Raw genomic sequence first — 26523 nt, 5'->3', positions numbered from 1 at the left:
ACAACCTGTGCGATTCTTGCGGCATAGTGACCGCCGGCCTTTGATCTGCCGCAATACGCGATGCAGACTGAGCTGGCAGGCTGTCCAGGTGCGTTCCTCTTCCGCAAACAGAGGTTTGGTATGCCCAGTTCCACGGTCACGGTTCCTCTCTCGCCGCTCACCGCCGAACGTTTGCGGTCCCGCTGTGAGCCGGAGCTCTTTTCTTTCGAAACGACAGCGGAGCTGGAGCCGCTCGACGGTTTCATGGGCCAGGACCGGGCGTTGGAGGCTGTGGAGTTCGGCACCGCGATCGAGCGCAGCGGCTTCAATCTCTTCGTTATGGGGGCGTCGGGGACGGGGCGGCACACGGCCATCGAAGCCTATTTGAACCGTCTGGCCGGTTCGCGACCGGCGCCGGACGACTGGGTGTATGTGAATGATTTCGAACTGGCGCAGCGCCCACGCGCGCTGCGCCTGCCCACCGGTCGCGCCATAGCCTTGCGGGATGGTATGACGACGGTGATCGAGGATCTGCTCGGATCCCTGCCCGGGGTGTTCGAGAGCGACGAGTATCGTCGCCGGCGCCGCGCCATCGATGAGGAGTTCGAGGAAGCTCAGGAAGAGGCTTTCGAGGGATTGCGTAAGGAAGCGGCGGAGCGCGACGTGGCGCTGTTGCGCACGCCCATGGGCTTTGCGCTGGCGCCCATGCGCGACGGCCAGGTGGTCAAACCGGAAGCGTTCAATGCCTGGCCTGAGGGAGAGCGCACTGCCGCGCAAGCAGCCATCAGCGAACTGCAGGACTCCTTGCGTATTGTCCTTGAGCGTATCCCGCGCCTGGACAAGAAGCGTCGCGAGCAGCTGCGCGAACTCAATCGTGAGTTTGCGGCGGTGGCGGTTGATCATGCTCTGGAGGATCTGCGCTCAGCCTTCGCGGATCTCCCCGACGTCGTCCCATTCATCGATTCGGTGCGTGCCGACCTTGTGGAAAACGCAGGCATGCTGTTGCCATCAGGCGGCGAGGAGGAGCCACAGCAGAAACGCGCCGATGCGCCGGAGCTGCGCCGCTACAAGGTCAATGTCATCGTCTCCAACGGCCATGCATCCACCGGTGCGCCGGTGGTGCGCGAGGACAATCCCACCTTGCCAAACCTGGTCGGCCGCATCGAGCACCTGCAGCAAATGGGTGCGTTGGTTACCGACTTTCTCCTGATCAAGGCCGGCGCGCTCCATCGGTCCAACGGGGGCTATCTCCTGCTGGATGCGCGGCGAATTCTCACTCAGCCCTTGGCCTGGGAAGCCTTGAAGCGTGCCCTGCGAAACGGCCGGATCGTGATCGAATCCCTGGCCGAACACCTCAGCCTGCTCTCGACTGTCTCACTCGAGCCGGAAGCCATCCCCTTCTCCGCCAAGGTCGTGCTTTTCGGAGATCGGATGGTCTATCACCTCCTGTGTCAGTTCGATCCCGAGTTTCAGGAAATCTTCAAAGTTGCGGTCGACTTCGATGAGGAGGTGACACGCAGCGAAGCCAGTGCCCAGCACTATGCCCGCCTGATCTCCGGCCTGGTTGAGCGCGAGGCGCTGCTGCCATTTGATCGGAATGGTGTGGCGCGCCTGCTGGAACACGCCAGCCGACTGGCAGAGGACGCCGAGCGTTTCTCGGTGCGTTTGGGCCCCATCGCCGATCTGGCGCGCGAAGCTGATCACTGGGCCCGCGCGGAATCGGCTTCAACCATCACTGACCGCCATGTCGTCCGCGCAGAGCAGGCGGCAATCCGGCGCCTCGACCGCCTGCGGGACAAGAGCCGTGAAGCCACCCTGCGAAACATCCTGCTGGTCGACACGGAAGGCACTCGGGTGGGCCAAGTGAACGGGCTCAGCGTCATCTCCTTGGGGCGCATTGCTTTCGGCCGGCCGAGCCGCATCACTGCGCGGGTGCGACTGGGCAGTGGCAAGCTGGTGGATATCGAGCGCGAAACGGAGCTGGGTGGCCCCTTGCATTCTAAGGGCGTGCTCATCCTCTCCGGGTTGCTGACGGCCCGCTATGCCCGGGACTGGCCGGTGTCCCTTGCCGCCAGCCTGGTCTTTGAACAGTCCTATGGCGGTGTCGATGGCGACAGCGCCTCGACGGCCGAGCTCTGCGCCCTGCTGTCCGCCATTGCCGAATTGCCGTTACGCCAGGATCTGGCGATCACCGGATCAGTGAATCAGCATGGTGAGGTGCAGGCGATCGGCGGCGTCAACGAGAAGATCGAGGGCTTCTTTGAACTCTGCGCCGCCCGTGGTTTGAGCGGGACACAGGGTGTCATCATCCCGCAGGCCAACGTGCAGCACCTGATGCTGCGAGAGGAGGTGGTCGAGGCCTGTGCCGCCGGACGTTTTGCGGTTTATGCCGCCGAGCATCTCGACCAGGTGATGGAACTCATGACCGGGCGTCTAGCCGGTGAGCGAGGCGAGGACGGTCTTTTCCCCCCGGACAGCGTTAATCGCCTTGTGGAAGATCGCTTGATCGCCATGGCGCGGCGTCGGCTGGAGTTCGGAAAACAGGGCGAGAGGAACAGCGGAGGTTCTGCATCATGAGCCCCGCGGGCGAATTCTGGCGACCGCGGCGCCTGTTGCTGAGCCTGTCGGAGGAGAGCGATTCCGGCCCCATGCTGACGCGCATGGCGGGGCTTGCCCATTCGCTCGAAGCCGAGGTCACGGGTGTCCTGGTCGAGGAGGCGGCGCTCTACGATCTGGCGGCGTTGGCTTTCAGCACAGAATTGGGCGCGGTGACGGGCCGGCCGCGTCACTTGGAGACAGCGGAATTGGCGGCGCGGGCGCGGAGACAGGAGGCTGCCGTGCGCCGCGCCCTGGCCGGGCTGGGCGAGCAACTGGGGCGGCCGGTGCCGCTGGAGGTTCTGCGCGGACATCCTCTCGACCCCCTACGTCGTGCAGGACGGGAGGATCTGGTTTTCTCTGCGGGAGCGCTTGCGCTGCTGCAGGACCGCACAGAAGCGACCGCGATGCTGGAATGCCTGCGGCACACCGCCGGTTTCCTCTTGTCGCCGCTGCGCGGCGGCGCCGCACCGGGACCGCTGGTGGCGAGCTTCTCCAGTCAGGCCATCGCTGATTCCCTGCTGCCGAGCCTGAAGCGCCTGGCCGGGGCGGCCGGGATGGACGTACAGATCACGGCCGGCGGTTTCGACAGCCTGCTGGCCGGTGTCCACCTGGCCGAACGTGCGCGCGCCAGCCTCCTGGTGGCAGACCTGCCAGGCGGGGCCGGCCCGGAGCATGTGCGCGCCCTGCGTCTTGCCTTGCGGCGTCTGACCTGCCCCCTGCTGCTGGTTTCCAGCGATACGGAGGGGTGAGACTGTCTAAAGCAGGCCCAGTGAGCGCAGCAGGATCAGCAAGATGGCGCAGGGGATGATGTAGCGCAGCAGTATGAGCCAGAGGCGGGCCCAGAAACCTTCCACCAGGTCCGCTTCCGCGATTGCCTCGCGCTCGGACCAGACCCAGCCGACCAGCAGGGCAAGTCCAGTGCCGGCCACTGGCAGCAGCAAGTTTGAGACGACGTGGTCGATGGTATCGAGGATTCCGCGCCCGGCCAGTTGCACTGACTCCCAAGGGCCGAAGCCCAGTGAGGAGGGAACGCCGAGGAGGAAAACGGTTGCACCCAGCACCAGCGTCGCCTGGCGCCGGGACAGCGCAAGCACCCGCATCGCCCAGGCCACCGGCACTTCGAGAAGTGACACGGCAGAGGTCAGCGCGGCCGCTGCCAGCAGGAAGAAGAAGGCCAGCGCCACGCCGCTGCCGCCGGGCATGGTCGAGAAGACCTGCGGCAGAACGACGAAGGCCAGAACCGGGCCCTGCGCCGGCGCCATGCCGAAGGCAAAGACCGCCGGGAAGATGGCAAGCCCGGCGATGATGGCGAAAAGCACGTCGCCTGTGGCCACGGCCCCGGCGGCCGAAGGCAGGCGATGCTCGCGGCCGAGATAGCCGCCGTAGGTGACCAGCACGCCCATGGCGAGGCTGAGGGAAAAGAAGGCCTGGCCCAGTGCAGCCAGATAGACCGCGGGATCGGACAGGGCGGACCAGTCGGGGGACAGAAGGAAGGCCACGCCGGCCGCTGAACCGGGCAGGCTCATGGCGTAGATCGCCAGTCCGACCACTGTCACGCCCAGCAAGGGCATGACGAGGCGGCTGAGCCGCTCCAGGCCGCCGCGCACGCCGGCCATCACGACCCAAACCGTGATTGCCATGAAAAGGAAATGCCAGAAGAGCGGCTCGATGGGATCGGCGATGAGGCTCTGGAAGCGCTCGCCGTGGTCTCCCGTCTGTTGCGGCAGCAGCAGGCCCAGCAGGTAGTCCGTCAGATAGCTGAGCGTCCAGCCGGCGATCACCGAGTAGTAGCTGAGGATGAGCGTCGATCCCAGAACGGCCAGCATGCCGAAATGCCTCAGCGGGCTGCGCGGCGCCGCGTGCCGGAAGGCCTGGACCACATCCCCCTTTGAGCTTCGGCCCAGTGAGAACTCCGCCAGCAGCAACGGCAGCCCGAGCAGCAGCACGGCGCCGAGATAGACCAGCAGGAAGGCGCCGCCGCCATTGTCTCCGGCCACGTAGGAAAAGCGCCAGATGTTGCCCAACCCGACGGCGGAGCCCAGGGTGGCAAGTATGAAGGCCGTTTTCGTGCTCCACTCTTCACGAGGAGAGCCGGGTGGCTGCATCGGGGAGGGCGTTGCGCTCATGCAGGAAGCCTGATCGGATGATGGTGAAGCAGGGGGCGGCCAGTGTGGCCTGCTCTTTCGCTTGGCACTTGATCTGTCTCAAGGCAAGCGATCACAGCGCCTGCATGCTGTTATCCGAACATTAATGGAAGGATGTGTCGACATGTCCATCGCGTCCATTCTGGCGCTCGTGGAAGGCGACGAGAGCAGCTCTGCCGTGGTGCGGGCGGCTTTCGAACTGGCTCAGCGTCACGATGCCTACCTTGAAGTGCTGCATGTGCGGCCCGACCCGCGCGACGCCATTCCCTTGATGGGCGACGGCATGACCGGTGCCATGGTGACGCGGGTCATGACCGAGATCCGTGAACAAGGCGAGGTGCAGGCAGCGGAAGCGCGCCGGCTCTTCGAGGAAGCCTGCCAGACGGCCGATCTGCCGGTGCGCGATGTCGGGGAGCAGGAGCCGCGCCGCGGGCGCGCGGCTTGGCGCATGATAGAGGGCCGGCCGGAAAAGATGTTGGTCGATTGCGGTCTCTTGTTCGACCTTGTGATGATCGCTCGCCCCGATCCGGAGAAGGAGGGGAGTGCAGCCTCGAGCTTGGAGACGGCGCTCTTCGAGGTCGGTGGCCCGGTTCTGGTGGTGCCCCCGGACTATACGGGGCGGATCGGCGAGCGGGCGGTGGTGGCTTGGAACGGCAAGCGCGAGGCGGCGCGGGCGATCACTGCTGCGCTGCCGCTGCTCAAGCGTGCCAAGGCGGTGCGGGTGCTGAGTGTTGCGGAGGCTGATAGAAGCGCCGACCCCCGGGCTGCGGCGCGACGGCTTGCCCTCCATCACATCGAGGCCGAGGCTGTGGAGCTGCCCGAAGGCCGGCCAGCAGGTGAAGCGCTGCTCCAGGAAGTGTCGGCCCAGCACGCGGACCTGCTGGTGATGGGCGCCTACGGCCACAGTCGGTTGCGCCAATTTGTGGTCGGCGGCGTTACCCGGCGCCTTTTGGCTGAAGCCCCGGTGCCTGTGCTCATGGCGCACTGAGTGGTGAGGAGACGGCCTACAGCCTGCCCATCTCGTATTCCGTGCAGGAAAAGCCCAGCGCCGCCAAGCCCTCCTCCAGAAGATCGCCCAACTGCGGTATGCCAAGCAGGTAGTCGGGGACGTGCTTGTCGCGCACGTCCGCCGCTTCCCGGCGCGCCTCCTCCCATTCCTGGGCGGTGTAGTCTTCGCGCCCGATCCAGGCCAGGGCCACGAGGTCGATCTGCTCATCCTCGTTCAGGCCGATGATCGCCCCGCTCAGTTCCTCGCCCGTCGGGTCGTCGGGCTGATCCTCCAGGATGTCGATGGCGCGGTCGTCGCTGGGGTTGGAGCCTTCGTCCGGGTCGACAATGGGTTCCTTCTCATCGAACTCCCGTGCCTTGACGATGATGTAGCAGACCTTTTCGAGAGGGATGGTAAGCATGGGCGCGGTTCCCGATTACAGAGCCGTGTAAGCAGCGCATTGATCTTCCGCTCCCGCCGCCTGCCCGGCATTGACCTGCCGCAATAGCCTGCATCTGCCTCGCTACCGCCTCAGGCAATCCACTCCGTCACCGGAGCGGCGGCCTCATGCAGGGGCTGGGAAACCACATCAACCAGCGTCGGCCCGCCCTGTTCCAATGCCGCCGCAAGCGCACCGCGCAGTTCGGCGGGGTCTTCCACGCGCCAGGCCTTGAGACCAAAAGCTTCGGCGACCCGGGCGTGGTCGGTGCGGTCGAAATCGACCGAGTAGTAGCGCTCCCCGAAACCGGCATGCTGGCCTGCCTTGATCCAGCCGAAGCTGGCATTGGAGAAGACGATCAGGGTCACTGGGGCGCCGAGGCGCACCAGAGTTTCCATCTCACCGGCGGTGAAGCCGAAGCTCCCATCGCCCATGACGGCAACGCACTTGGCCTGCGGCCGGGCGAACCAGGCGCCGACCACGCCGGAAAGCGAGTAGCCGAGCGCGCCGTGGGCCCGGTTGCTGATGAAGCGGCGACCGGGTTCCTCCTGCTCCAGGTAGGCGGAGAAGTAGGGGCAGGGCGTGCCGGGGTCGGCAACGACCACGGAATCCTTCGGCAGGAGCTCGCGCAGGTGATGCACCACGGCTTCCGGCCGGATCGGACGCTGGCTTGAGTTTGCCAGTTCCTGGAAGCGGGCGAACTTAGTCGCCCTGACTTCTGCCACCTGCGCCTGTACCTGCGAGGAGTCCCGGGACGTTGGCAGGGCTTCGCGCAGCAGCGGCAGCAGTGCTTGCAGAACGCGCTGCGCATCGCCGATGGCCGCGGCTTCCGGGCGGTAGTTGGCACCGGGCACCGCGGGGTCGGCGTCGATGTGGACGATCTTGGTGCCGGGGGCCGGGTGACGCCAGCGCTCAGTGGTGACCGAGCCGGCCCGGCAGCCAATCATCACGACCAGGTCGGCGCTGTCCAGCAGCTCTCGGGTTTCGACGCAGCCGCCGTTGCTCCCCACCACGCCGGCGGCCAGGGGATGGGTTTCCGCCAGGCTGCCTTTACCGCTGACTGACGTGACCACGGGCGCGGCGAGCAGTTCGGCGAGCGCCTGCACTTCCGCTTCCGCGCCCGAAAGCACGGGGCCGCCGCCGCAGAGGATGATGGGGCGCGATGCGGCCAGTATTGCCTCGGCGGCCGCTTCCACCGCCTGCTGATCCGCACCGCTGCGTTCAGTGGGAAATTGGCCGAAGCGGCTGTCGGCCCAGACCGTGTCGGCCTCCACCGGTGCCTTCTGCACGTCGAAGGGCAGCCCCAGATGCACGGCACCACCACGCCCGCCGGTCGCTTCCTTGAAGGCACGGCGGATCAGCGACGGCAGGCGCCCGGCGCTGTCGATCACTGCGTTCCACTTTGTGACAGGACGGAAGAGAGCCTCTTGGTCGAGCTCGGTCAGGGCATAGCGCCCGCGTGCACCGACGCCGATATCGCTGGTGATGGCGAGCAGTGGCACGGAGGATTCATTGGCCTCGGCCACGGCCGGCAGGATGTAGGTCGCGCCGCCACCGCTCGGTCCCTCGCAGACACCGATCTTGCCGCTGACCCGGGCATAGACATCGGCCATATAGCCGGCGGAGCGCTCATCGCGGGTCAGGACGTGGCGCATGCCGTGGTCGAGCCGATAGAGCGCGTCGTACCAGGGCAGGGAGGTGTCCCCACAGAGCCCGAAAATCACTTCGACCCCGTGATGCTGCAGCAGTCGCACCGTGGCCTCGGCACCCGTGAGTTGGTTCATGACGACTCCCTCGTGTCTGGATTCCCCATTCAGCCTGCCACGACAGGGGCTGTCCTCAAAGGCAGTCCTCTGGGTGCTTTTGCGAAAATTGCGTAAAGATCATTTGCAGTGCAGGAAAAGTACATGAGGTGGGTTTGCCGCCGGCCCTGGCTTTCACTATGATCGCCGCCATCTGCCAACGCCCCTGGAGGCCTCTGCTATGTCCACGGCCCTGTCCGCCGTTGATCAACCCGCGCGCAAGGAAGAGCTGGAAGTGCTCGGCGAGTTGGAGCGTAAGGTGCTCTGGCTGTCGACCTGGACAATCCATCAGGCCAATCACCTGCGCAACAGCCGCGACGGCCTGAAGGTTGGCGGGCACCAGGCGTCTTCCGCCTCCATGTCGGCGATGATGACGGCGCTCTACTTCAACGTCCTGCGCCCGGAGGATCGGGTCGCGGTCAAGCCGCACGCCAGCCCGGTGTTCCACGCCATCCAGTACCTGCTGGGCAATCAGGACGTGGAGGCTCTGCGCGATTTCCGCGCCTTCGGCGGCGCCCAGTCCTACCCCTCGCGCACCAAGGACAAGGACGACGTCGACTTTTCGACCGGCTCCGTGGGCCTGGGCGTGGCCATGACCAGCTTTGCCTCGCTCACCCAGGACTACCTCGACATGAAGGGCCTGCTGCCCAAGGGACAGGAGCCCGGGCGCATGGTGGCGCTGGTGGGCGATGCCGAGCTCGACGAGGGTAACGTCTACGAGGCGCTGCTCGAGGGCTGGAAGCACGACGTGCGCAATGTCTGGTGGGTGATCGACTACAACCGCCAGAGTCTGGATTCCGTGGTCACCGACCGCCTCTTCGGCCAGATCGACAAGCTCTTCGACACCATGGGCTGGCGGGTCGTCACCCTGAAGTACGGCAAGCTGCTGCACGAGGCCTTCAAGCGCCCCGACGGCGATGCGCTGCGCCAGTGGATAGACGACTGCCCCAACAGCCTCTATTCGGCGCTGGTCTTCACCGGCGCCGCGGGATGGCGCAAGCATCTGCTGGCCGACCTGGGCGACCTGCCCGGTATTCGGGCCCTGCTGGACGAGCTGGACGATGCGGCGCTGGAAGCCTTGATGACCAACCTCGCCGGCCACGATCTCGAGGCCGTGCTGGAGGCCTTCCACAGCATCGAGGACGACAAGCCGACCTGCTTCATCTGCTACACGGTCAAGGGCTTCCGCCTGCCCTTCGCCGGCCACAAGGACAACCACGCCGGCCTGATGAATCCGGAGCAGATGGCGGAGTTCCAGCGGCGCCAGGGTGTCCCGGAGGGGCGGGAGTGGGAGCCCTTCTCCGGCCTCTCCCTCCCAGAGGAAAAGCTGCGCGGTTTCCTCGATCAGGTGCCCTTCAACGCTCGGGGGCAGCGGCGCTATCCGGGCGACTATGTGCCGGTGCCGGAAAGCCTGCCCAAGCCCGAGGGCCATCGCATGAGCACCCAGGAGGCGTTCGGCCGGATCCTGGGCGAGATCGCGCGTGAGGACAGCCCGCTGGCGGAGCGGATCGTCACCACCTCGCCGGACGTGACCGTCTCCACCAATCTCGGTGCCTGGGTCAATCGCCGCGGCATCTTCGACCGACATCCGCGCGAGGACGTCTTTAAGGCGGAGAAGGTGGTCTCGGCTCAGCGCTGGGCCATGTCGCCCCAGGGGCAGCATGTCGAACTGGGCATCGCCGAGAACAACCTCTTCCTGGCGCTGGCGGCGTTGGGGCTGTCGCATTCGCTCTTCGGCACCCGCCTGCTGCCGATCGGCACGCTCTACGACCCCTTCATCCAGCGCGGCCTCGATGCCCTCAACTACGCCTGCTATCAGGAAGCCCGCTTCATCGTGGTGGGCACGCCCTCGGGCATCAGCCTGGCGCCGGAAGGTGGCGCGCACCAGTCTGTGGGCACGCCCCTGATCGGCATGTCGCAGGACGGTCTGGCCGCCTTCGAGCCGGCCTTTGCCGACGAACTGGCCGCCATCCTTGGTTGGTCCTTCGACTATCTGCAGCGCGGGCCGGACCATCCAGGGCATGATGCGCTTCCGGGTACGCAGTGGCTGCGCGATGAGAAGGGTGGCTCCGTCTATCTGCGCCTTTCAACCCGCCCATTGGAGCAGCCGGAGCGCGATATCGATGCCACCCTGCGCGAGCAGATCATCACCGGCGGCTACTGGCTGAAGCCCCCGGCGGAGGGCGCGGAACTCGCCATCGTCTATAGCGGCGCGGTGGCGCCCGAGGCGCTGGCGGCCTGGGAAGCCATCGCTGAAGAGGTGCCGGGCGCCGGCCTGCTGGCGGTCACCTCCGCCGACCGCTTGAACGCTGAGTGGACCGCCGCCGCCCGCGCCCGCCAGGCTGGCCGGCCCGACGCCGCCTGCCACGCCGACCGGCTGCTGGCGCCCCTGGCGCCGGATGCGGGACTGGTCACGGTCCTGGACGGTCACCCGGCGACGCTGGGTTGGCTTGGGTCGGTGCGCGGTCACCGGGTGCAGTCGCTGGGCGTGGAGCACTTCGGCCAGTCCGGCGACCTTCTCGACCTCTATCGCGAGTACGGCCTGGACCGCGACGCCATCCTCGATGCCTGCGCAGCCGCGTTGGTGCAGCGGCTGCGCGGATAGAGCGGACCGTCGTTTCGCGACGACGGGACGCTATCGCAATCTCAGAAGCTGGACTCCGGCTCCTGCAGGAAGGCGGCTTCCTCGGCCGTCGTCTGTCGGCCGAGGGCGGCGTTGCGGTGGGGAAAGCGGCCGAAGCGCGCGATGATGTTGCGGTGGATCACGGCGTAGCGCGTCCACTCGTCATCGCCCAGCGCCGAGATCAGGGCGACCGCCCGCTCCTGATCGGCGAGATCTTCGCTGTGCTCCAGAGGTAGATAGAGAAACAGTCGCTCAGCCGGTCCAAGCTCCTGGTCCTGGCCCGCGGCAAGGGCTGCCTCGGTGATCGTGCGCGCTCGGGCGTCGCAGACAAAGGCTTCCGGCGAGCCTCGATGCAACTGACGTGGTACCTGGTCGAGCAGCAGGATCAGGGCGAGGGCGCCCCGCGCCTCGCGCGCCCAATGGTTGAACCCACCCTCCTGCGCCTGGCGATAGGCGGAGCCCAGCGTCTCTTCCACCTGAGCATCGAAGGCGTCGGACCGCACGAACCACTGCACCTCGCGTCCCGGCGCGAACCAGAAAGCGAGCACCTGCTCCGGGTCATGCGCTGGATTGTTCATTGTCGCTCTCCGCTGGGGTGTCGGTGGCTGCCGGCGGCCGGGCGGGGCTGCTGGCAATGGTCTTGATGCTTTCGAGCGCACCCAGGGTGATGGTCACGCGCGTACCCTGGCCCGGTCTGCTCTGGATCTCGAGGCTTCCACCATGCGCTTCGGCCAGTCCCTTGACCAGAGACAGGCCCAGGCCCGTTCCGGCCGCGCTGCGGGTCATGGGGTTGTCGACCTGGCGGAAAGGCAGCAGTGCTTGGGAGATCTCATCCTGGGTCATGCCGATGCCTTCATCGATCACCGAGATCTGGCACTGTCCGTCCCTCTGCCTCCCGGTCAGCCAGACGCGGCCGGGCGGCGGCGTGAAGCGGATGGCGTTGGACAGCAGGTTGACCAGGATCTGCCGCACAGCGAGGGGGTCGCCGATAAAGGGCAGGAACTCGGGCATGTCACGCAGGCTGGCGCGCACCCCACGCTCATGGGCCAAGTGCTCCACCAGGCGCAGGGCTGACTGGGCGGCCTCGACCAGATCGCAGTCCTCCGGGCGCAGCACCAGTTGGCCCGCTTCCACCTTGGAGAGGTCGAGGATGTTGGTGATGATCGAAAGCAGGTGCAGGCCGCTGTCGCGGATGTGCTGGCAGTATTCCTCGTAGCGGTCATTGCCCAGCGGTCCGAAGAGCTGGGCCAGCATGGCATCGGAATAGCCGATCACCGCGTTGAGCGGCGTACGGAGCTCGTGGCTGATGTGGGCCAGGAAGTCTGACTTGGCACGGCTTGCCTCCAGGGCCTCGTTGCGCGCCTGCTCCAGCGCCTGTTCCGCCCGCTTGCGATCGGTGATGTCCTCCACCAGCCCCTCGAAGCCGAGGATGCGGCCGTTGGGGCTGTACACCGGCCAGCAGGTTTCCGACATGAGGAAGCGGCTGCCGTCGCGGCGCAGCGCGTAGGCCTCGAAACCGCGCAGGGCGCCGCGGCGCATGGCCAGTCGCACCACGCGGCCGCGATCGCGTGGGTCGGCGTACATGTCGATGCTGTAGGGAAAAGTCTGCAGGAATTCCTCAACGCTGTCGAAGCCGTGCATGCGCGCCAGCGCTGGATTGACCTCCAGATAGCGCCCGTCCATCGCGGTGCGGTAGATGCCCTCGACGGCGTTGGCGAAGATGGACTGATAGCGTGCATGGCGTTCGGCCAGTTGGTGCTCGGCAATCCTGGCGTCGGTGACGTTGCGCGCGCTGCCGCGATAGGCCACGAGCCGCCCTTCACGATCGTAGACCGGTTTGCCTGAGAGGCGCACCCAGACGCGCGAGCCGTCTGGCCGGTCGAAGTGGTATTCGAGATCGCGGAAAGGCCGCTCCTCGACCATGTAGCTGGCGATGGTCTCGGGCAGATCCTTGGGCTCGACCCCGATCTCCTGCAGCAAATCGCGCCGCAAACGCCCTTCCGGCCGCTGGCCCAGCTCCATCGGGCCGCCACCGGAGTAGAAGGTGTAGCGCTGCTCCAGGTCTGTTTCCCACAACCAGTCGGCGCTGGTTTCCAGGAAATCCCGGAAACGCTCCTCCATCAGCGTCGCCGGCTGGGCTAAGCGCTGGTTGATCGCACCCTTCTTCGACGGTTTCAAATCCCCAGGCTGCTCCCTTCTTCCCTTGGCGGAAGGAAAGCACAAATGCGCGAGCCTCGCACCTTCAATTCGCGCATGGGCAAGCGGCTTGCCTTCCCCGATGAGGCCTTTTATTGCGCTGGCAAATCAATGCAGAAGGAAACTACAGCGATGCGGCAATCCTGCCCGGTGCGGCCATTGGAGTCGGATGATCTCGAGACGGTTTTGCAGCTCAACAACGCCGCCGTGCCGACAGTGAACAGGCTTGATGCCGCGCGCCTGAAAGATCTGGTGGCGCAGAGCGAGGCGGCCCTGGCCCTGGGGCCGGTCGGTGAGCCCCAGGGCTTCATGTTGGCCATGGGGCCGGGGCTGGCCTACGACAGCATCAACTATCGCTGGTTCGCCAAGCGATACGACGCCTTCCTCTATGTCGATCGAATCGTCGTGGCCGAAAGCGCCCGCGGCAGCGGCACCGGCCGCGCGCTCTACAAGGTAGCGATGGAGCGGGCGGCGGGCCGGCCGCTCTGCTGCGAAGTCAACTTGCGCCCACGCAACGAGCCTTCCTTGCGCTTCCACGCCGGCCTGAGCTTCACCGAAGTGGGGCGGCAGGAGAATGACGATGGGACGAAGGAGGTGGCGCTGCTGGTGCGGACCGGTGCGTGACTGCCCGTTACCGGTGTACGCAGGCGTTGAACCTTGGAGCGGGTGAAGGGAATCGAACCCTCGTCGTCAGCTTGGGAAGCTGCTGCTCTACCATTGAGCTACACCCGCCGCGCGTCTTTTGACTACACCGAGCCTCGGCGCCGCGCAAGGGCTCCGAAGCGGTGCTGCGCAAGGCTACGCAGCACCCGCTCCTGCGTGTCTCAACCTGCCTCGGCTTCGCGACGGCGCTGGTCTTTCTTGCGCTCGTGCGGGTCGAGCAGGCGCTTGCGCAGGCGGATGGACTGAGGCGTCACCTCGACCAGTTCGTCGTCCTCGATGTAGCTCAACGCCTGCTCCAGGGCGAAGGTTCGCGGCGGGGTCAGGCGGATGCTCTCGTCCTTGCCCGAAGCGCGCACGTTGCTGAGCTGCTTGGCCTTCAGCGGGTTAACCTCCAGGTCATTGCCGCGGGCGTTCTCGCCGATGACCATGCCTTCATAGACTTGGTCGCCCGGGGAGATGAAGATCACGCCGCGTTCTTCCAGGTTCCACAGCGCGTAGGCCGTGGCGGCGCCGCCGGCGTTGGAGATCAGCACGCCGTTGCGCCGACCCTGCAGCGGTCCCTTGTAGGGCGCGTAGCCGTGGAAGAGGCGGTGCATGATGCCGGTGCCCCGAGTGTCCGTGAGGAACTCTCCATGGTAGCCGATGAGGCCGCGCGAGGGGGCGAGGAAGACGAGGCGCTGCTTGCCGCCGCCGGAGGGGCGCATTTCCTGCACTTCGGCGCGGCGCTGACTCAGCTTCTCCACCACGACGCCGGCGAACTCCTCATCGACGTCGACCTGCACCTCTTCCACCGGCTCAAGACGCTGGCCGTTCTCGTTCTTGAAGAGCACGCGCGGGCGGCTGATGGAGAGTTCGTAGCCTTCGCGGCGCATGGTTTCGATCAGCACGCCGAGCTGCAATTCGCCGCGGCCGGCCACCTGGAAGGCGTCCTTCTCCTCGGTTTCCTTGATCTCGATGGCGACGTTGCCTTCAGCCTCGCGCATCAGGCGGTCGCGAATCATGCGGCTGGTGACCTTGTCGCCCTCGCGGCCGGCCAGCGGCGCATCATTGACCGAGAAGGTCATGGCCAGGGTGGGTGGATCGATCGGCTGGGAGGGGAGCGGCTCGCTCACCTCGGGGGCGCAGAGGGTGTCGGCCACGGTCGCGCCATCGAGCCCGGCCACGGCGATGAGGTCGCCGGCTTCGGCACGCTCCACCGGCACGCGCTGCAGGCCGCGGAAGGCCAGCAGCTTGGTCAGGCGGCCCTCCTGCAGCAGCTTGCCGTCGCGCGACAGGGCACGCACCGTCATGTTCTGCTTGGCAACGCCGGAGTGGATGCGGCCCGTCAGCACCCGGCCGAGATAGGGGTCCATCTCCAGGGTGGTGGCCAGCATGCGGAAGGGGCCGTCGCTCTTCTCGGTCGGTGCCGGCACCCGGTCAACGATGGCCTGGAACAGCGGGGTCATGCCGGCGTCCCGCGGCGCGGCGGGATCGGTCACCGCCCAGCCTTCCTTGGCCGATGCGAAGAGGGTGGGAAAATCCAGTTGCTCTTCGTTGGCGTCGAGTGCGGCGAAGAGGTCGAAGACCTCGTCCTGCACCTCAAAGGGGCGCCCGTCCGGCTTGTCGGCCTTGTTCACCACCACGATCGGGCGCAGCCCACGGGCCAGCGCCTTCATGGTGACGAACTTGGTCTGGGGCATCGGCCCTTCCGAGGCGTCGACCAGCAACAGCACGCCGTCGACCATGGAGAGGATGCGCTCCACCTCACCACCGAAGTCGGCGTGGCCTGGAGTATCGACGATGTTGATGCGCGTGCCCTGCCACTCGATCGAGGTGCACTTGGCGAGGATGGTGATGCCCCGCTCGCGCTCCAGATCTCCGGAGTCCATGACACGCTCGGCCACCTGCTGATGGGCGCGGACCGCGCCCGAGTGGCGCAGCAACTGGTCAACCATGGTGGTCTTTCCGTGGTCGACGTGGGCGATGATAGCGATATTGCGCAGGGCGTTGGTCACGCGCCGTTTACTCCAGCAGGGTGCTTTCTCGTGCCCGGTCCTCAGAGACCGTACTTCGCAGCGAGATCGGAAAGGGATCGCGCCGGGCGCGGTCCCAGGTGGCTCACGGCCTCACCGGCCGCGAGGGAGGCCAGACGACCGCACTCGTGCAGATCGCGGCCCTGGGTGTAGCCATAGAGGAAGCCGGCAGCATAGAGGTCGCCGGCGCCGGTGCTGTCGAGCAGATCGCCAACCTGGATGGCGTCCACCACGTGCACCTCGTCCCCCTTGAGCACCACCGAACCCTTCTCGCTGCGGGTGAGCGCCGCGACTTCGCAGTGGCCGCGCACGTGCTGCAGCGCCTCGTCGAAATCCGCGCTTTCATAGAGCGAGACGATCTCGGACTCGTTGGCGAACAGCAGGTCCACGTGCCCGTCCACCAGATCGCGGAAAGATTCGCGGTGGCGGTCGACGCAGAAGGGGTCGGACAGAGTCAGCGCCACCTTGGCGCCGCTGGCGCGGGCGGTTTCGGCCGCCTCCAGAAAGGCCTGCTTGGCGTCGGGGCTGTCCCACAGATAGCCCTCAAGATAGAGCACCTTTGAGCGCTTGATGAGCTCATGGTCCACGTCCTGGGGACCGAGCTGCACGGAGATGCCGAGATAAGTGGCCATGGTGCGCTGGGCGTCCGGCGTCACGAAAATGAGGCAGCGCGCTGTCGGTGGACCGTCGGTCGCCGCGTCGCTGGTGAACTCGATCCCCGTGGCGCGAATGTCGTGGCGGAAGATGCCGCCGAGCTGATCGTTGCGAAGCTTGCCGATGAAACCGCCGGAGCCTCCGAGCGAGGCCAGGCCGGCCATGGTATTGGCGCAGGAGCCTCCGGACACTTCGGTGGCGGGTCCCATGGCGCCGTAGAGGTGCTCCGCCCTGCTCATGTCAATCAGGGTCATGGAGCCTTTCGGCAGGTCTTGTTCCTTGACGAAGCTGTCGCTTGCCTGGGCCAGGACGTCGACGATGGCATTACCGATACCCACGACGTCGAGCGGCTCATTCCGCATGCGCGCCTCCCTTGAATGCTGTGCTGTCAGGATTTTCGCGGGGCGCAGGAATACAGCCTCAGACCGCTTGCGTCCAGTGTGCTGCACCTGCGAAGAACGCAAGACCGCCCCGCACGAGAAGCCGGGCGGTGCACCGAAAGCCGCAGTCCGCTGTCAGGACAGCGTAATGTCGAGCCGCACGAACTCCCCGCGATAAGTCGCGTGTGCAACGTAGATGGCGGTGCCGTCCGCCGAGCGCAAGACCAGGTCCATCAACTACCCAGGTCCATCAACTACGAGGTCTCTGGCTCCGCTGGAGAGAGTGTGTGCTGCCGCCGATCCGTCGCACGACGACTTGCAAGGCGAGGGCGGCGGCAGTAAGGCTGCGGGCGTCATGCTTTCCGACTTGATGAGGGCCTTCGGCCAGCTTTCCGATCCCGCTGCGCGGCGCGTGCTGTGGCAGGCTCTGGGGCTTTCGCTTCTCACGTTCGGCCTGCTCTGGGTCGGTGCGACCTTGGGGCTGTCCTGGCTGGGCGAGGGCCTGGTGGGCTGGGCCCAGGCCCGAGGTTGGGAAGGCTTCTGGCTCGAGACCATCGAGTGGATCTATGCTGCCGCGGCGATCAGCGGCGTGCTCGTCACCACCTTCCTGCTGTTTCCGGCTGTGGCCGTTCTCATGATGACGCTGCTCCTCGATCCCATCTGTGAGGCGGTCGAGCGGCGCTGGTATCCACAGCTTCCGGAGGGGCGCAGCCAGCCTTGGCGGGAAATGCTCTGGGACGCTGCCCGCCTTACGGGGGTGACCGTGGCCGTGAACCTTGTCGCCTTGCCGCTCTACCTGATTTTGCTCTTTTTTCCGCCCTTCAATCTCTTTGTCTTCTACGGAGTGAACGGCTATCTTCTCGGGCGGGAGTATTTCGAGGTCGCCGGGGTCAGGCGCTTGGACTCGGGGGAGGTCCGGGCCTTGCGGCGACGCAACAGGGGAAGTGTCTTCGCGGCGGGGGTCATCATAGCACTGCTTTTCACCGTGCCCTTGGTGAACCTCGTCATGCCGATCGTGGCCACGGCCTTCATGGTGCACCGCTTCCAGACCCTTCGGGTTCGGGAGCGGTCCGGGGATGGGGGAGTCGGTCTGTAGGCTGCTGGTTCAACCGACGACCAGACGAGGAAGTAACGCATGTTTGGACGCAAGAAGAGCAGTCACGACGAGGAAACCCACAATCCGGAGGAGCCCCGTATGGCGCCCACCCCCCGATCCAGCCGACCCGATGCCTCGGCAGTGCTCGACCGTCAGCCCGTACCGCCGGTGAGCCGCCCCGTGGCGCAGTCGCCCGGCGGCCCTGCTCAGGCGCGCCGCGCCCCTGAACAATCCCCGACCGCCGCAGCCAGCCAGGAGAAGTCGATGGAAAAGACCGAAGGAGAGGGCAAGAAGCTCATCGTAGGTAAGGGCATCCGCCTCTCCGGCGAGATCCAGGCCTGTGAGAAGCTGGTGGTCGAGGGCGAAGTCCATGCCGATCTGACCGGCGCGCTGGTGCTGGAGATCGCGGAAAGCGGCCTCTTCAAGGGCCGAGCCACCGTGGACTATGCGGAAATCTCCGGCAGCTTCGACGGTGAACTGACCGTGCGCGACCGCCTGCTGCTGCGCGGAACGGGCCAGATCGACGGTGATCTGCGCTATGCGGAAATCGAGGTGGAACGCGGCGGACGCATCCGCGGCACCATCGGCGAGCAGGACGACAGCGTCGGAAAGGCCAAGCCGCAAGCCAACAAGGCGGAGAAGGCGTCGAATGGCGGGGGCAATGGCCGTAGCGCTCCGGCGGCCAAGGAAGAAGAAGCAGCAATTTCCTGATCCATCAGCAGCAGCGTCGCGGCGGTGAACAGCAAAGCGAACAAGCAAGTGCATGGAGGCAGGATCGCGCAGAGCGTGGTCCTGCTCTCCGCCTTGTTGCTGGCGGGCTGTGTGACCAACGGCGTGCCGCATGCCGGCCCCGAGGGGCAGTCGGAAGCGGCTGTTGCCGCACCGGCCAACCTCGACGTCCGATCAGAAGAGCTGATCGGACTGCCGCCCTCGGCCCTGGCGGAAACGCTGGGGCAGCCACCGGTGCTGCGCCGTGACCAGCCAGCTGAGATCTGGCAGTACCGTGGGGGGGACTGCGTGCTCGACGTCTTTCTCTATGAAGGCGACAGTGGTTCCCAAGTGGTGCACCTGGAGGCGCGCGACGGGCGCGCCAATCCCCTTGCGCCGCAGGACTGCCTCATGGACCTGGCCGGCGGTGCGGCTACAGGGTAGTCCGGCGTCAAGGTGACGGCCTCTGGCCGAGGTCAGCAGCCCGGGTCGGGCAAGGCTTCCAACTCCACCAGGCGCGCGCGCAGCGAGAAATCCCCATAGTCGAACAGCAGGTTGTCGGCGACCCCGTTGCCGTAGAGGGTTAGGGTCTGCTCATGTAAAGGCAGGGCGTCCACTTCGCCCGGCGAGAAGAAGGCAAGCTGCACCCGCCAGCCCGGCTCATCGGCCAGCAGTTCCGCACCGCTGCTGCCCTCGGGCAGCGGAAGTTCGCGCTCACCAGGCGCATAGGCAGCCACCGGCAGCACCGAGACACCCGAAAGGCCACCGTCGTCGCCCGAGCCGTCGAAGACGAGCCGCCAGAACGGCAGCGTTTCCTTCGTGGCATGGGCCAGGATCTCCAGGCTGTGCGCGGTGGGAAAGACCGTGCCGGCCGGCAGCGCGACCTCGAAGCCGTTGGGATCCTCGAAACGGGCACGCCCGGGGCCATTCCCATCACCCAGTTCCGCCTCGCCGCGGGTTTCTTCCGTCTCGAGCCCGTCGAAGAAGCGGCGGATGATGAACCGGTAGCGCTGTCCGCTCTTGGCCTCCCAGGCGTTCAGGGTCCAGCCGAAGTCGACCCGCGGGCCCTCGGCGCGATCGAGCAGCACACGCGAGCGCTGCTGCACCGTCCAGCCGGAACATACGTCGGCCCACTCGAACTCCAGGCGGCCCACCGCAGACGCGATCTCCGGGCTGCTCAGCGCCCGATCGAGGGAAAGGTCGTAGGCGGCGCGATGAGGCTCAATGGCTGCGGTCACCACCTCCAGTGACCCAGGCACGCCCGGTGCTGCCGCCGCGAGAGCGGAGGGAGCCGCAAGCAGAAACAGGGCGGCTAGCCCGAGTGTTCCTCCCGCAACCCCGGTTACCCGCGACCGGCCGGCGGTCGAGAGTTGCCATGACACTGCGCTTTCGTCCCGACAGGACTTGTCCACTTTCAATCCCTTCGCCACCTATCCTGCAGCTATAGCAACAACCTCCCCTCTTAGGCAAAAGAATGACTGAATTCCCGTTGATTGTTCCCCGCCCCGTTGCACAGACCCCTCACTCTCGAGGGCAGGCGAACGTGATGGGCTGGCGGGGCGGGATGGTCGGCTCAGCAGCGCTCATGTCTCCGCTTTTTATTCTGGTGCTGCTCCTGGCGCTTGCCTCCGGGCCGGCGCAGGCACGCGATGCCGCAGCCGCGCTCATGCAAGAGAGTTGGCCCAGTGGCAGTGCGGGCGGGCAAGGCGAAGAGCAGGTGAGCTTCGAGTCGGAGGATCCCTTCACCCTGCGCCATGTAGGCGCGGCGCCCAAGCGCGAGGTCTCGGCTCGACTCTACCTGCCTGAGGACACCGAGGAGCCGGTGCCGGCCGTCATCCTGTTGCATGGGGCCGGCGGTGTGATGGGCGCCCGGGAACTGACCTACGCCCGGCAGTTCGCCGATATGGGTGTGGCGGCGCTGGTGCTCGATGCCTTCGGCAATCGGCGGGAGATGGCGAGGGGCTTCATCCAGCGACTTCTGGAAATCACCGAGGCGATGCTGCTGGCGGATGCCTATGCCGGGCTCGCCTACCTCGATGACCGGCCAGAGGTGGATGGCGAGCGGGTCGCCCTGATCGGCTTCTCCTACGGTGCTATGGCCACCATGTTTGCCGCCTACGAGCAGGTGGCAGAGATCTACAGCCCCGAGGGCCGGCGTTTTGCCGGTCACGCCACCTTCTATGGCCCCTGCATTGCCCGTTTTCGCGACAATCGCGCCACGGGTGCCCCGCTGCTGATGCTGATCGGCAGCGAGGACGAGATCACCGACCCCGCGCGCTGTGCGGCCGTGGCCGAGGAACTGCGCGACGGCGGCGCCGAAGTGGCAATGATCGTCTACGAGGGCGCCTATCACCAATGGGACGGGGCACGCCCGGGCCCGCGGCGCACCGGCCGCAATCTCGCGCCTTGCGAACTGACCGTCACCGCTTCGGGACGGGTGCGCGACGGGCGCACCTTCATTCCCATGGCTGATCCCCTGACCCGGCGGCTGATCCTTGGTCTCTGCGCCGGCGCCGAGGGCTATCTCATGGGCCGGGACGAGGCGGTGCGTGCACGTTCCAACGCCGATCTCGGGCGCTTTCTTGCCGAAGTCTTGTCGGCACCGCGGGAAACCGCGGCGCAATAGGGACCTTTGGGGTGAACGTCGTTTTCCCCACCGGTTGAAGCGGTCATACTCGCGCCCGCGTTTATGCTGGTGATCAATGGAGACGGAAACGACGATGCGCGAGAATCTTCTCAAGCGACTCTGGGCGGAAGACAAGGCGGCGGTGAACGGCTGGTGCGCGGTTCCCTCCTCATTTGCGGCCGAGATCATGGCCCATCAGGGGTGGGATTCCCTGACCATCGATCTGCAGCACGGGGTGGTCGACTACCAGACCGCTGTCACCCTGTTGCAGGCCATCTCCACCACCGCCACCGTACCCATGGTTCGGGTGCCCTGGCTGGAGCCGGGCATCCTGATGAAGATGCTCGATGCCGGCGCCTACGGCGTGATCTGCCCGATGATCAACGACGGCGAGGAAGCCGCGCGCCTGGTCTCCGCCTGCCGTTATCCGCCGCTGGGCGGGCGCAGCTTCGGGCCGATCCGCGCCAGCCTCTATGGCGGTGCGGACTATCCAGCCCATGCCAACGAGACCGTGGCGGTCTTTGCCATGGTGGAAACCCGCCGCGCGCTGGACAACCTGGATGCCATCATGTCCGTCGAGGGGTTGGACGGCGTCTATGTCGGGCCGTCCGATCTGGCCTCGGCTCTGGGCTATGCGCCGGGCTTCGACCGGCAGGAACCGGAGCTGGTGGAGGCAATCGATCTTGTCCTGGCCAAGGCCAAGGAGCACGGACTGGTCGCCGGCATCCACAACGGCAGCACAGCCTACGCACGACAGATGATCGACAAGGGCTTCCGTCTGGTGACCATCGGTTCCGATGCCCGCTTCATCGCCGCCGGTGCGGCGCAGACCGTGGCCGAAATGCGCGCCTGAACGAAACCTTCGCTCCCGGGCCGCCTCATCGCTGCGTGAGGGAGGCCCGGGGATCGAGGGCATCCTGTAAAGAATCGCCCAGGAAGTTGAAGGCGATCACCGTCACGAAGATCAGCAGTCCGGGCAGAACCGCCAGGCGGGGCGCGGCCCAGAGGGTCTCCTGGGCGCCGCTCAACATGTTGCCCCAACTGGGCAGCGGCGGCTGGATCCCCAGCCCCAGGAAGGACAGTACGGATTCCAGCAGAATCACGTTGCCGATGGAGAGCGTGGTCGCCACCAGAATGGGCGAAACGGCGTTCGGTAGCAGGTGACGCAGCATGATGCGCCAGGGACCGGCACCAAGCGCTTCGGCTGCGCGCACGAACTCGCGGCGCTTCAGGCTCATCACCGCACCGCGCACCAGGCGCGCCACGGTCGTCCAGCCGAAGAGGCTGATCAGGATGACGATCTGCCAGAAGCTCGCCATCTCCGAACGGGCGGCCGATTCCGGCAGTCCCAGCTTGGTGAGGTCGACGGCGGCCAGCACGATCAGCAGCGGCAGCAGGGGCAGGGCGATGACCGTGTCGGCCAGGCGCATCAGCAGGGCATCGAGGCGGCCGCCGAAGTAGCCGGCCAGGAGGCCCAACAGGCTGCCGATCACCATGGCGGCCAGGGCGGCGGCCAGCCCGACGGCAAGCGAGATGCGCCCGCCGTAGAGCAGACGCACCAGCAGGTCGCGACCCAGTTCGTCCTTGCCCAGCGGGTGTCCGGCCGAGGGCACCTCATAGCGGCCGAGCAGGTCGGCGCGTGTCGCATCCACCCCCAGCATCTGCTCAACCAGCGGCGCGGCCAGGGCACCGAGCGTCAGGAGCAGCAACAGGGCCAGCGAGGGCAGTGCTGCCGGATGGCGCAGGAACCGGCGCCAGGCCAGGCGGCGTGGCGAGGCCGAGGGCGCGAGTGCGGCGCGTCTCTCTGCGGCTAGGCCGTGGCTGTCGCTCATCTGTACTCGATCCTGGGGTCGAGCCAGGCATAGACCAGATCCGCCAGCAGATTGGCCAGCAACACCGTGCCTGTGGCCAGCAGCAGACCGATGAGGGCGAGGTTGTAGTCATTGCCCATTATGGCGTCGTAGATGGTCTTGCCCATGCCGAGCCAGCCGAAGACCGTCTCGGTGATCAGCGCGCCGCTGAACAGCATGCCCAGATCCAGGGCCAGGATGGTCACCACCGGGATCATGGCGTTGCGCAGGGCGTGGCGATAGACGACTTGGCGATCGGAGAGGCCCTTGGCGCGTGCGGTGCGCACATAGTCCTGGCGCAGAGCCTCGCGCAGGGCCGCGCGGATGTGCCGCAGCAGTCCCGCGACACTGGCAACCGAGAGCGCCACCACCGGCAGGATCATGTGACGCAGACGCTCAGCCAAACTGCCATCCCCCATGCCACCGGCCGGCAACCAGCCGAGGTAAACGGCAAAAAGCAGGATCAGCAGGATGGCGAGCCAGAAGGGTGGCAGCGAGGCGCCGGCGAAGGCGCCGAGATTGACACCGACATCCATGAGGCTGCCGGGCCGCCGCGCAGCCGCGACGCCCAGAGGGAGCGCAACAATCAGCGCCAGCAGCAGGGCAGCGCCCATCAGCAGCAGGGTGTTGCCCAGGCGCGGTAACAGAATTGTCTCCACCGGCCGGTTAAAGAGGCGTGAGTAGCCAAGGTCGCCGGACAGGACGGAGGTCAGCCAGGCCCAGTAGCGGGCGAGCAGTGGCTGATCCAGGCCGTAGACCGCACGCAGACGCTCGGCATCGGCTGCGCTCATGTTGGGATCGCCGGAGATCATGATGTCGATCGGATCGCCCGGCATCAGCCCTATGAGCAGATAGACCAGGAAGGACATGAGTGCGAGCACCAGCAGGGATTCGAGCAGGCGCTGCAGGAGGAAGCGGCTCATGGGGTCTGGGTCTTTGTAGCGGGCGCCATCACAGCTCAGTCACGGCGATGCCACTCCTCCACCCAGTTGCTGGAGGCGAGCATGTGCCCGGTGGGGCGCAGCCCGGCCAACCAGTCCGGCACGATGAATGGCTGAGCCCGCCAGAACAGCGGCAGGACGGGCAGCTCCTCGGCGTAGATGGTCTGCAGCTCGTGCCATAGTTCCAACCGGACCTCCGGGTCGAGCTCCACCTCGATGAGGTCAATCAGTTCATCCACCCGTGGATCGCTGAAGCCAGAGTAGTTCTGTCCTGTCCAACCATTATCGGCCGTCGGGATCTCTTCGGAATGCAGCGTGGTGCGCGGCACGTGCTCGGGCGAGCTGAGCCAGCCGAAAAGCGCCATGGCGCCGTAGTTGCGGCGGTCCAGGGTCTGGCCGAAAAAGACCCGCGGCGTTTCATTGCGAATGCGCGCGTCGACCCCCACCTCGCGCCACTGACTTTGCAGCACCTGCTGCAGCAGCTCGCGAGTGCGGTTGCCAGCCGTGGTCATGAAATCGAGCCGCAACGCCTCGCCTTCGGCATTGTGCCGCACGCCGTCGCGCAGCTCCGACCAGCCGGCTTCGTCGAGCAGCGCCCCGGCGCGTTCCGGGTCAAAGGCGTAGTGCTGGATGTCTTCGGCGTGGACACGGTCGAGCGGCGAGACGTTGCCATGGGCGACCGGGTTGTGGCCGCCGAACAGCCGCTCGGACACCGCCTCCCGGTCGATGGCGTAGAGCAGCGCCTGCCGCACCCGGCGGTCAGCCAGGACCGGATTGTCGAGCAGCAGGTCGATGTGTTCGTAGAAGAGGCCGGCGACGTATTCCACCTGGTAGTCACCGCCAAGCCGCGGCTCCAGCGACATGGCCTGGTCCACCTCCAGTCCCAGTTCGCCGGCGATCATGTCGATCGAGCCGGAGAGCAGGTTTGCCTCCAAGGCGGCGCTGTTCTCAATGGCACGCACGGTGATGCGGTCGAAAGCCGGCGGCTGCCCGTACCAGGTTTCGTTCGGTTCCAGCGAGATTTCCGCGCCGGGCGTGATCTCGGTGATGCGATATGGCCCCCAGGCCAGCGCTGGATTGGTAGGATCGGCATCGAAGGCGGTACGGTTGCGATAGGCGTCGGGGTCGGACTCGAAGATCGGGCGCTCGATGTGGGCCGGCAGCAGACGGAAGTCGGCGAAGACGTTGTACCGAAAGCTGACGCGGTCGGTCAGGAAGGTGAAGCGCTTGCCGTCGTGCACCCGCACGTCCAGCAGCCGGCGATAGAGTTCTGCGTTGGAGATGCCGGAGCCCGGGTGGCGTCCCACCTCCCAGGTGAAGACCACGTCCTCGGTGGTCACCGGGGTGCCATCGCCCCAGGTCGCCTCGGGATGCAGTTCCAGGGTGATGGCCAATCCCTCGCCGCCGTCGGGCAGGGCCTCGCGCTCGACCAGGCCGTTCTCCAGGGTCGGCAGCTCTGTGCAGAGCATGCAGCTCGGTTCCCAGTCGTGATCGAAGTGACTGAGCGGGCGGTTGGTCATGGCGAGCACGTAGTACTTCGCAGCCATGGCGTCGATGTTGGGGTGCAGGGTGCCGGGAAATTGGGTGATGCCGATGGTCAACTCGCCGTCGCCGCCGGCCGCGGCAGCCGTATCGGATTGCAAAACCGCGCCGGCGAGACTTGCCACCCCAATCACGGCTGCGACAAGAATACCTCGGCTGACATCACCCATATCCCTCATCCCCCGCTTGCTGTTCGCGTAACCCCTGTGAACTCTGTCCTGCCTCTTGTATCTAAAGAATGTCCAGGGGCTGAGGGCCGTCGGGCGGCGGAAAGCCCCGATCCAGCTCCTCGAGATCCTCTTGTGTCAGTTCCACCGACAGGGCCGCAATGTTCTCCTCCAGGTGGTCCAGATCGCTGGCCTTTGGGATTGGTAACACGCCCTCCTGACGCAACAGCCAGGCTAACGCGATCTGGGCCGCCGTGGCCGTGTGGCGCTGTGCGATGCGCTCCAGGGGGCGTTGGTACAGCAGTCGCCCCTGCTCGATGGGCGAATAGGCCATGACCGGCACGCCGCGCGCCTGACACCAGGGCAGCAGGTCGGCCTCGATGCCGCGGCGTGAGAGGTTGTAGAGGAGCTGGTTTGTGGCCAGGCCCTCGCTGCCCGGCAGCGCGGCAAGCTCCTGGCAATCCTCCATGTCGAGGTTGCTGACCCCCCAGGCGCCGATCTTGCCCTCCGTCTGCAGCGCCGAGAAGGCTTCCAGCGTTTCCTCCAGAGGCCAACTGCCGCGCCAGTGCAGCAGGTAGAGATCAAGATGGTCGGTGCCCAAGCGGCGCAGGCTGGCCTCGCAGGCGCGCCGGGTGCCCTCGCGGCTGGCGTTGTGCGGCAGGACCTTGCTGACCAGGAAGACAGAATCCCGCCGGCCGGCAATGGCCTCGCCCACCACCTCTTCGGCGCCGCCGGAGCCGTACATCTCCGCCGTGTCGATCAGCGTCAGGCCGCGGTCCAGTCCGGCTTGCAGCGCCCGGACCTCGCGGGCGCGCTCCTGCGCGCGTTCGCCCATGCCCCAGGTGCCAAGGCCGAGTTTGGGCACCGTGGTCCCGCCGGGGAAGGTAATGCCGGGCTTGTCTGCTGTCATGGATCGTGATCCTCCTGCCTGCCGTTCAGGTTCTGCGGTTCTCGCTGGGGCGCCGCCGATTCCTGCAAAGGTGAGGGGCCAGCGGGCCGGGATCAATCCCGTTGGCATGTCACCGCTGCCTTGTTCGTGCCCGGAGGCAGGACTAGAGTGCCGCCTTATGGAGCCTGTCTGGCCGGATTTCGGCCCTTGTAGGCGGGATGAGACA

22 protein-coding genes and 1 tRNA gene are annotated in these 26523 nt (G+C 66.3%); 10 read left to right on the top strand and 13 right to left on the bottom strand.

Annotated elements, in window-relative coordinates; translation table 11 throughout:
- Nucleotides 1-120 precede the first annotated feature (120 nt).
- Complete coding sequence (locus tag P2G67_RS11085; protein WP_275823028.1) at nt 121-2556, top strand: Lon protease family protein; 2436 nt, start codon at nt 121-123, stop codon at nt 2554-2556.
- The gene (locus P2G67_RS11080) at nt 2553-3326 is read left to right on the top strand and encodes a hypothetical protein (protein ID WP_275823026.1); all 774 of its coding nucleotides are present in this window, start codon (nt 2553-2555) and stop codon (nt 3324-3326) included. The genes P2G67_RS11085 and P2G67_RS11080 overlap by 4 nt, the downstream gene beginning before the upstream one ends.
- A 6-nt stretch (nt 3327-3332) precedes the next feature.
- On the opposite strand, the gene P2G67_RS11075 is transcribed toward P2G67_RS11080, so the two are convergent.
- On the bottom strand, nt 3333-4703 hold the full coding sequence (locus tag P2G67_RS11075; protein WP_275823023.1) for a sodium-dependent transporter: 1371 nt from the start codon (nt 4701-4703) through the stop codon (nt 3333-3335).
- A gap of 142 nt (nt 4704-4845) precedes the next feature.
- Here P2G67_RS11075 and P2G67_RS11070 point away from each other — a divergent pair, with 142 nt between their 5' ends.
- Complete coding sequence (locus P2G67_RS11070; protein ID WP_275823020.1) at nt 4846-5709, top strand: universal stress protein; 864 nt, start codon at nt 4846-4848, stop codon at nt 5707-5709.
- Between the two features lie 16 nt (nt 5710-5725).
- Here P2G67_RS11070 and P2G67_RS11065 read toward each other — a convergent pair whose 3' ends face one another.
- Together P2G67_RS11065 and P2G67_RS11060 are read right to left on the bottom strand one after the other, a co-directional pair.
- Nucleotides 5726-6130, bottom strand: a complete 405-nt coding sequence (locus P2G67_RS11065) for a DUF3775 domain-containing protein (protein WP_275823018.1) — start codon at nt 6128-6130, stop codon at nt 5726-5728.
- Between the two features lie 110 nt (nt 6131-6240).
- On the bottom strand, nt 6241-7932 hold the full coding sequence (locus P2G67_RS11060; protein WP_275823016.1) for a thiamine pyrophosphate-binding protein: 1692 nt from the start codon (nt 7930-7932) through the stop codon (nt 6241-6243).
- Nucleotides 7933-8131: 199 nt separating this feature from the next.
- On the opposite strand from P2G67_RS11060, the gene P2G67_RS11055 reads away from it, so the two are divergent.
- Nucleotides 8132-10555, top strand: a complete 2424-nt coding sequence (locus P2G67_RS11055) for a thiamine pyrophosphate-binding protein (protein WP_275823014.1) — start codon at nt 8132-8134, stop codon at nt 10553-10555.
- A gap of 41 nt (nt 10556-10596) precedes the next feature.
- Here P2G67_RS11055 and P2G67_RS11050 read toward each other — a convergent pair whose 3' ends face one another.
- Both P2G67_RS11050 and P2G67_RS11045 read right to left on the bottom strand, forming a co-directional pair.
- Nucleotides 10597-11151: a DUF924 family protein gene (locus P2G67_RS11050; RefSeq protein WP_275823012.1), complete on the bottom strand. Its 555-nt coding sequence runs from the start codon at nt 11149-11151 to the stop codon at nt 10597-10599.
- The gene (locus tag P2G67_RS11045; protein ID WP_275823010.1) at nt 11132-12751 is read right to left on the bottom strand and encodes a sensor histidine kinase; all 1620 of its coding nucleotides are present in this window, start codon (nt 12749-12751) and stop codon (nt 11132-11134) included. Before P2G67_RS11045 ends, P2G67_RS11050 begins: the two co-directional genes overlap by 20 nt.
- 45 nt (nt 12752-12796) lie before the next feature.
- Here P2G67_RS11045 and P2G67_RS11040 point away from each other — a divergent pair, with 45 nt between their 5' ends.
- Complete coding sequence (locus P2G67_RS11040) at nt 12797-13393, top strand: GNAT family N-acetyltransferase (protein WP_275823008.1); 597 nt, start codon at nt 12797-12799, stop codon at nt 13391-13393.
- Nucleotides 13394-13427: 34 nt separating this feature from the next.
- On the opposite strand, the gene P2G67_RS11035 is transcribed toward P2G67_RS11040, so the two are convergent.
- The 3 genes from P2G67_RS11035 to P2G67_RS11025 form a co-directional block, all read right to left on the bottom strand.
- Nucleotides 13428-13501, bottom strand: a tRNA-Gly gene (locus P2G67_RS11035).
- A gap of 92 nt (nt 13502-13593) precedes the next feature.
- Nucleotides 13594-15426: a translational GTPase TypA gene (gene typA, locus P2G67_RS11030; protein WP_275823006.1), complete on the bottom strand. Its 1833-nt coding sequence runs from the start codon at nt 15424-15426 to the stop codon at nt 13594-13596.
- 41 nt (nt 15427-15467) lie between these two features.
- Complete coding sequence (locus tag P2G67_RS11025) at nt 15468-16460, bottom strand: adenosine kinase (protein WP_275823005.1); 993 nt, start codon at nt 16458-16460, stop codon at nt 15468-15470.
- 373 nt (nt 16461-16833) lie between these two features.
- On the opposite strand from P2G67_RS11025, the gene P2G67_RS11020 reads away from it, so the two are divergent.
- The 3 genes from P2G67_RS11020 to P2G67_RS11010 all read left to right on the top strand — a co-directional run bounded on the left by P2G67_RS11020 (nt 16834) and on the right by P2G67_RS11010 (nt 18726).
- The gene (locus P2G67_RS11020) at nt 16834-17574 is read left to right on the top strand and encodes an EI24 domain-containing protein (RefSeq protein WP_275823003.1); all 741 of its coding nucleotides are present in this window, start codon (nt 16834-16836) and stop codon (nt 17572-17574) included.
- Between the two features lie 39 nt (nt 17575-17613).
- Nucleotides 17614-18285, top strand: a complete 672-nt coding sequence (locus P2G67_RS11015) for a bactofilin family protein (RefSeq protein ID WP_275823002.1) — start codon at nt 17614-17616, stop codon at nt 18283-18285.
- A gap of 75 nt (nt 18286-18360) precedes the next feature.
- Entirely contained in the window at nt 18361-18726 is a 366-nt protein-coding gene (locus P2G67_RS11010) for a hypothetical protein (RefSeq protein WP_275823001.1), read from the top strand.
- Nucleotides 18727-18758: 32 nt separating this feature from the next.
- Here the strand turns inward: P2G67_RS11010 and P2G67_RS11005 are convergent, their stop codons facing one another.
- On the bottom strand, nt 18759-19541 hold the full coding sequence (locus tag P2G67_RS11005) for an EipB family protein (RefSeq protein WP_275823000.1): 783 nt from the start codon (nt 19539-19541) through the stop codon (nt 18759-18761).
- A 326-nt stretch (nt 19542-19867) separates the two neighbouring features.
- Between P2G67_RS11005 and P2G67_RS11000 the strand changes: the two genes are divergently transcribed.
- Nucleotides 19868-20908 carry a dienelactone hydrolase family protein gene (locus tag P2G67_RS11000; protein WP_275822999.1) on the top strand — a complete coding sequence of 347 codons (1041 nt, stop codon included), beginning with the start codon at nt 19868-19870 and terminating at the stop codon, nt 20906-20908.
- 94 nt (nt 20909-21002) lie between these two features.
- Nucleotides 21003-21761, top strand: coding sequence for an HpcH/HpaI aldolase family protein (locus P2G67_RS10995; RefSeq protein ID WP_275822998.1), 759 nt, complete (start codon nt 21003-21005; stop codon nt 21759-21761).
- 25 nt (nt 21762-21786) lie between these two features.
- Here P2G67_RS10995 and P2G67_RS10990 read toward each other — a convergent pair whose 3' ends face one another.
- The 4 genes from P2G67_RS10990 to P2G67_RS10975 form a co-directional block, all read right to left on the bottom strand.
- The gene (locus P2G67_RS10990; protein ID WP_275822997.1) at nt 21787-22740 is read right to left on the bottom strand and encodes an ABC transporter permease; all 954 of its coding nucleotides are present in this window, start codon (nt 22738-22740) and stop codon (nt 21787-21789) included.
- Entirely contained in the window at nt 22737-23681 is a 945-nt protein-coding gene (locus P2G67_RS10985; protein WP_275822996.1) for an ABC transporter permease, read from the bottom strand. Before P2G67_RS10985 ends, P2G67_RS10990 begins: the two co-directional genes overlap by 4 nt.
- Before the next feature lie 35 nt (nt 23682-23716).
- A complete protein-coding gene (locus P2G67_RS10980) occupies nt 23717-25411 on the bottom strand; it encodes a peptide ABC transporter substrate-binding protein (protein ID WP_275822995.1) in 1695 nt (564 codons plus the stop codon).
- 61 nt (nt 25412-25472) lie between these two features.
- A complete protein-coding gene (locus P2G67_RS10975; protein ID WP_275822994.1) occupies nt 25473-26318 on the bottom strand; it encodes an aldo/keto reductase in 846 nt (281 codons plus the stop codon).
- Between the last annotated feature and the right edge of the window lie 205 nt (nt 26319-26523).

Source organism: Aquibaculum arenosum (genome assembly GCF_029222965.1).
Lineage (GTDB): Bacteria > Pseudomonadota > Alphaproteobacteria > Kiloniellales > DSM-21159 > Aquibaculum > Aquibaculum arenosum.
The sequence above is the reverse complement of the archived record's forward strand: the minus strand, read 5'-3'. Positions and strand labels throughout refer to the sequence as shown.

Coding starts and splice junctions, on each gene's coding strand:
- P2G67_RS11080 (WP_275823026.1), top strand. CDS start 2,553: ATGAGCCCCGCGGGCGAATTCTGGCGACCGCGGCGCCTGTTGCTGAGC.
- P2G67_RS10975 (WP_275822994.1), bottom strand. CDS start 26,318: ATGACAGCAGACAAGCCCGGCATTACCTTCCCCGGCGGGACCACGGTG.
- P2G67_RS11070 (WP_275823020.1), top strand. CDS start 4,846: ATGTCCATCGCGTCCATTCTGGCGCTCGTGGAAGGCGACGAGAGCAGC.
- P2G67_RS11050 (WP_275823012.1), bottom strand. CDS start 11,151: ATGAACAATCCAGCGCATGACCCGGAGCAGGTGCTCGCTTTCTGGTTC.
- P2G67_RS11040 (WP_275823008.1), top strand. CDS start 12,797: ATGCGCGAGCCTCGCACCTTCAATTCGCGCATGGGCAAGCGGCTTGCC.
- P2G67_RS11020 (WP_275823003.1), top strand. CDS start 16,834: ATGCTTTCCGACTTGATGAGGGCCTTCGGCCAGCTTTCCGATCCCGCT.
- P2G67_RS11055 (WP_275823014.1), top strand. CDS start 8,132: ATGTCCACGGCCCTGTCCGCCGTTGATCAACCCGCGCGCAAGGAAGAG.
- P2G67_RS10990 (WP_275822997.1), bottom strand. CDS start 22,740: ATGAGCGACAGCCACGGCCTAGCCGCAGAGAGACGCGCCGCACTCGCG.
- P2G67_RS11015 (WP_275823002.1), top strand. CDS start 17,614: ATGTTTGGACGCAAGAAGAGCAGTCACGACGAGGAAACCCACAATCCG.
- P2G67_RS11060 (WP_275823016.1), bottom strand. CDS start 7,932: ATGAACCAACTCACGGGTGCCGAGGCCACGGTGCGACTGCTGCAGCAT.
- P2G67_RS10985 (WP_275822996.1), bottom strand. CDS start 23,681: ATGAGCCGCTTCCTCCTGCAGCGCCTGCTCGAATCCCTGCTGGTGCTC.
- P2G67_RS11075 (WP_275823023.1), bottom strand. CDS start 4,703: ATGAGCGCAACGCCCTCCCCGATGCAGCCACCCGGCTCTCCTCGTGAA.
- P2G67_RS10995 (WP_275822998.1), top strand. CDS start 21,003: ATGCGCGAGAATCTTCTCAAGCGACTCTGGGCGGAAGACAAGGCGGCG.
- P2G67_RS11025 (WP_275823005.1), bottom strand. CDS start 16,460: ATGCGGAATGAGCCGCTCGACGTCGTGGGTATCGGTAATGCCATCGTC.
- P2G67_RS11085 (WP_275823028.1), top strand. CDS start 121: ATGCCCAGTTCCACGGTCACGGTTCCTCTCTCGCCGCTCACCGCCGAA.
- P2G67_RS10980 (WP_275822995.1), bottom strand. CDS start 25,411: ATGGGTGATGTCAGCCGAGGTATTCTTGTCGCAGCCGTGATTGGGGTG.
- P2G67_RS11065 (WP_275823018.1), bottom strand. CDS start 6,130: ATGCTTACCATCCCTCTCGAAAAGGTCTGCTACATCATCGTCAAGGCA.
- P2G67_RS11000 (WP_275822999.1), top strand. CDS start 19,868: ATGTCTCCGCTTTTTATTCTGGTGCTGCTCCTGGCGCTTGCCTCCGGG.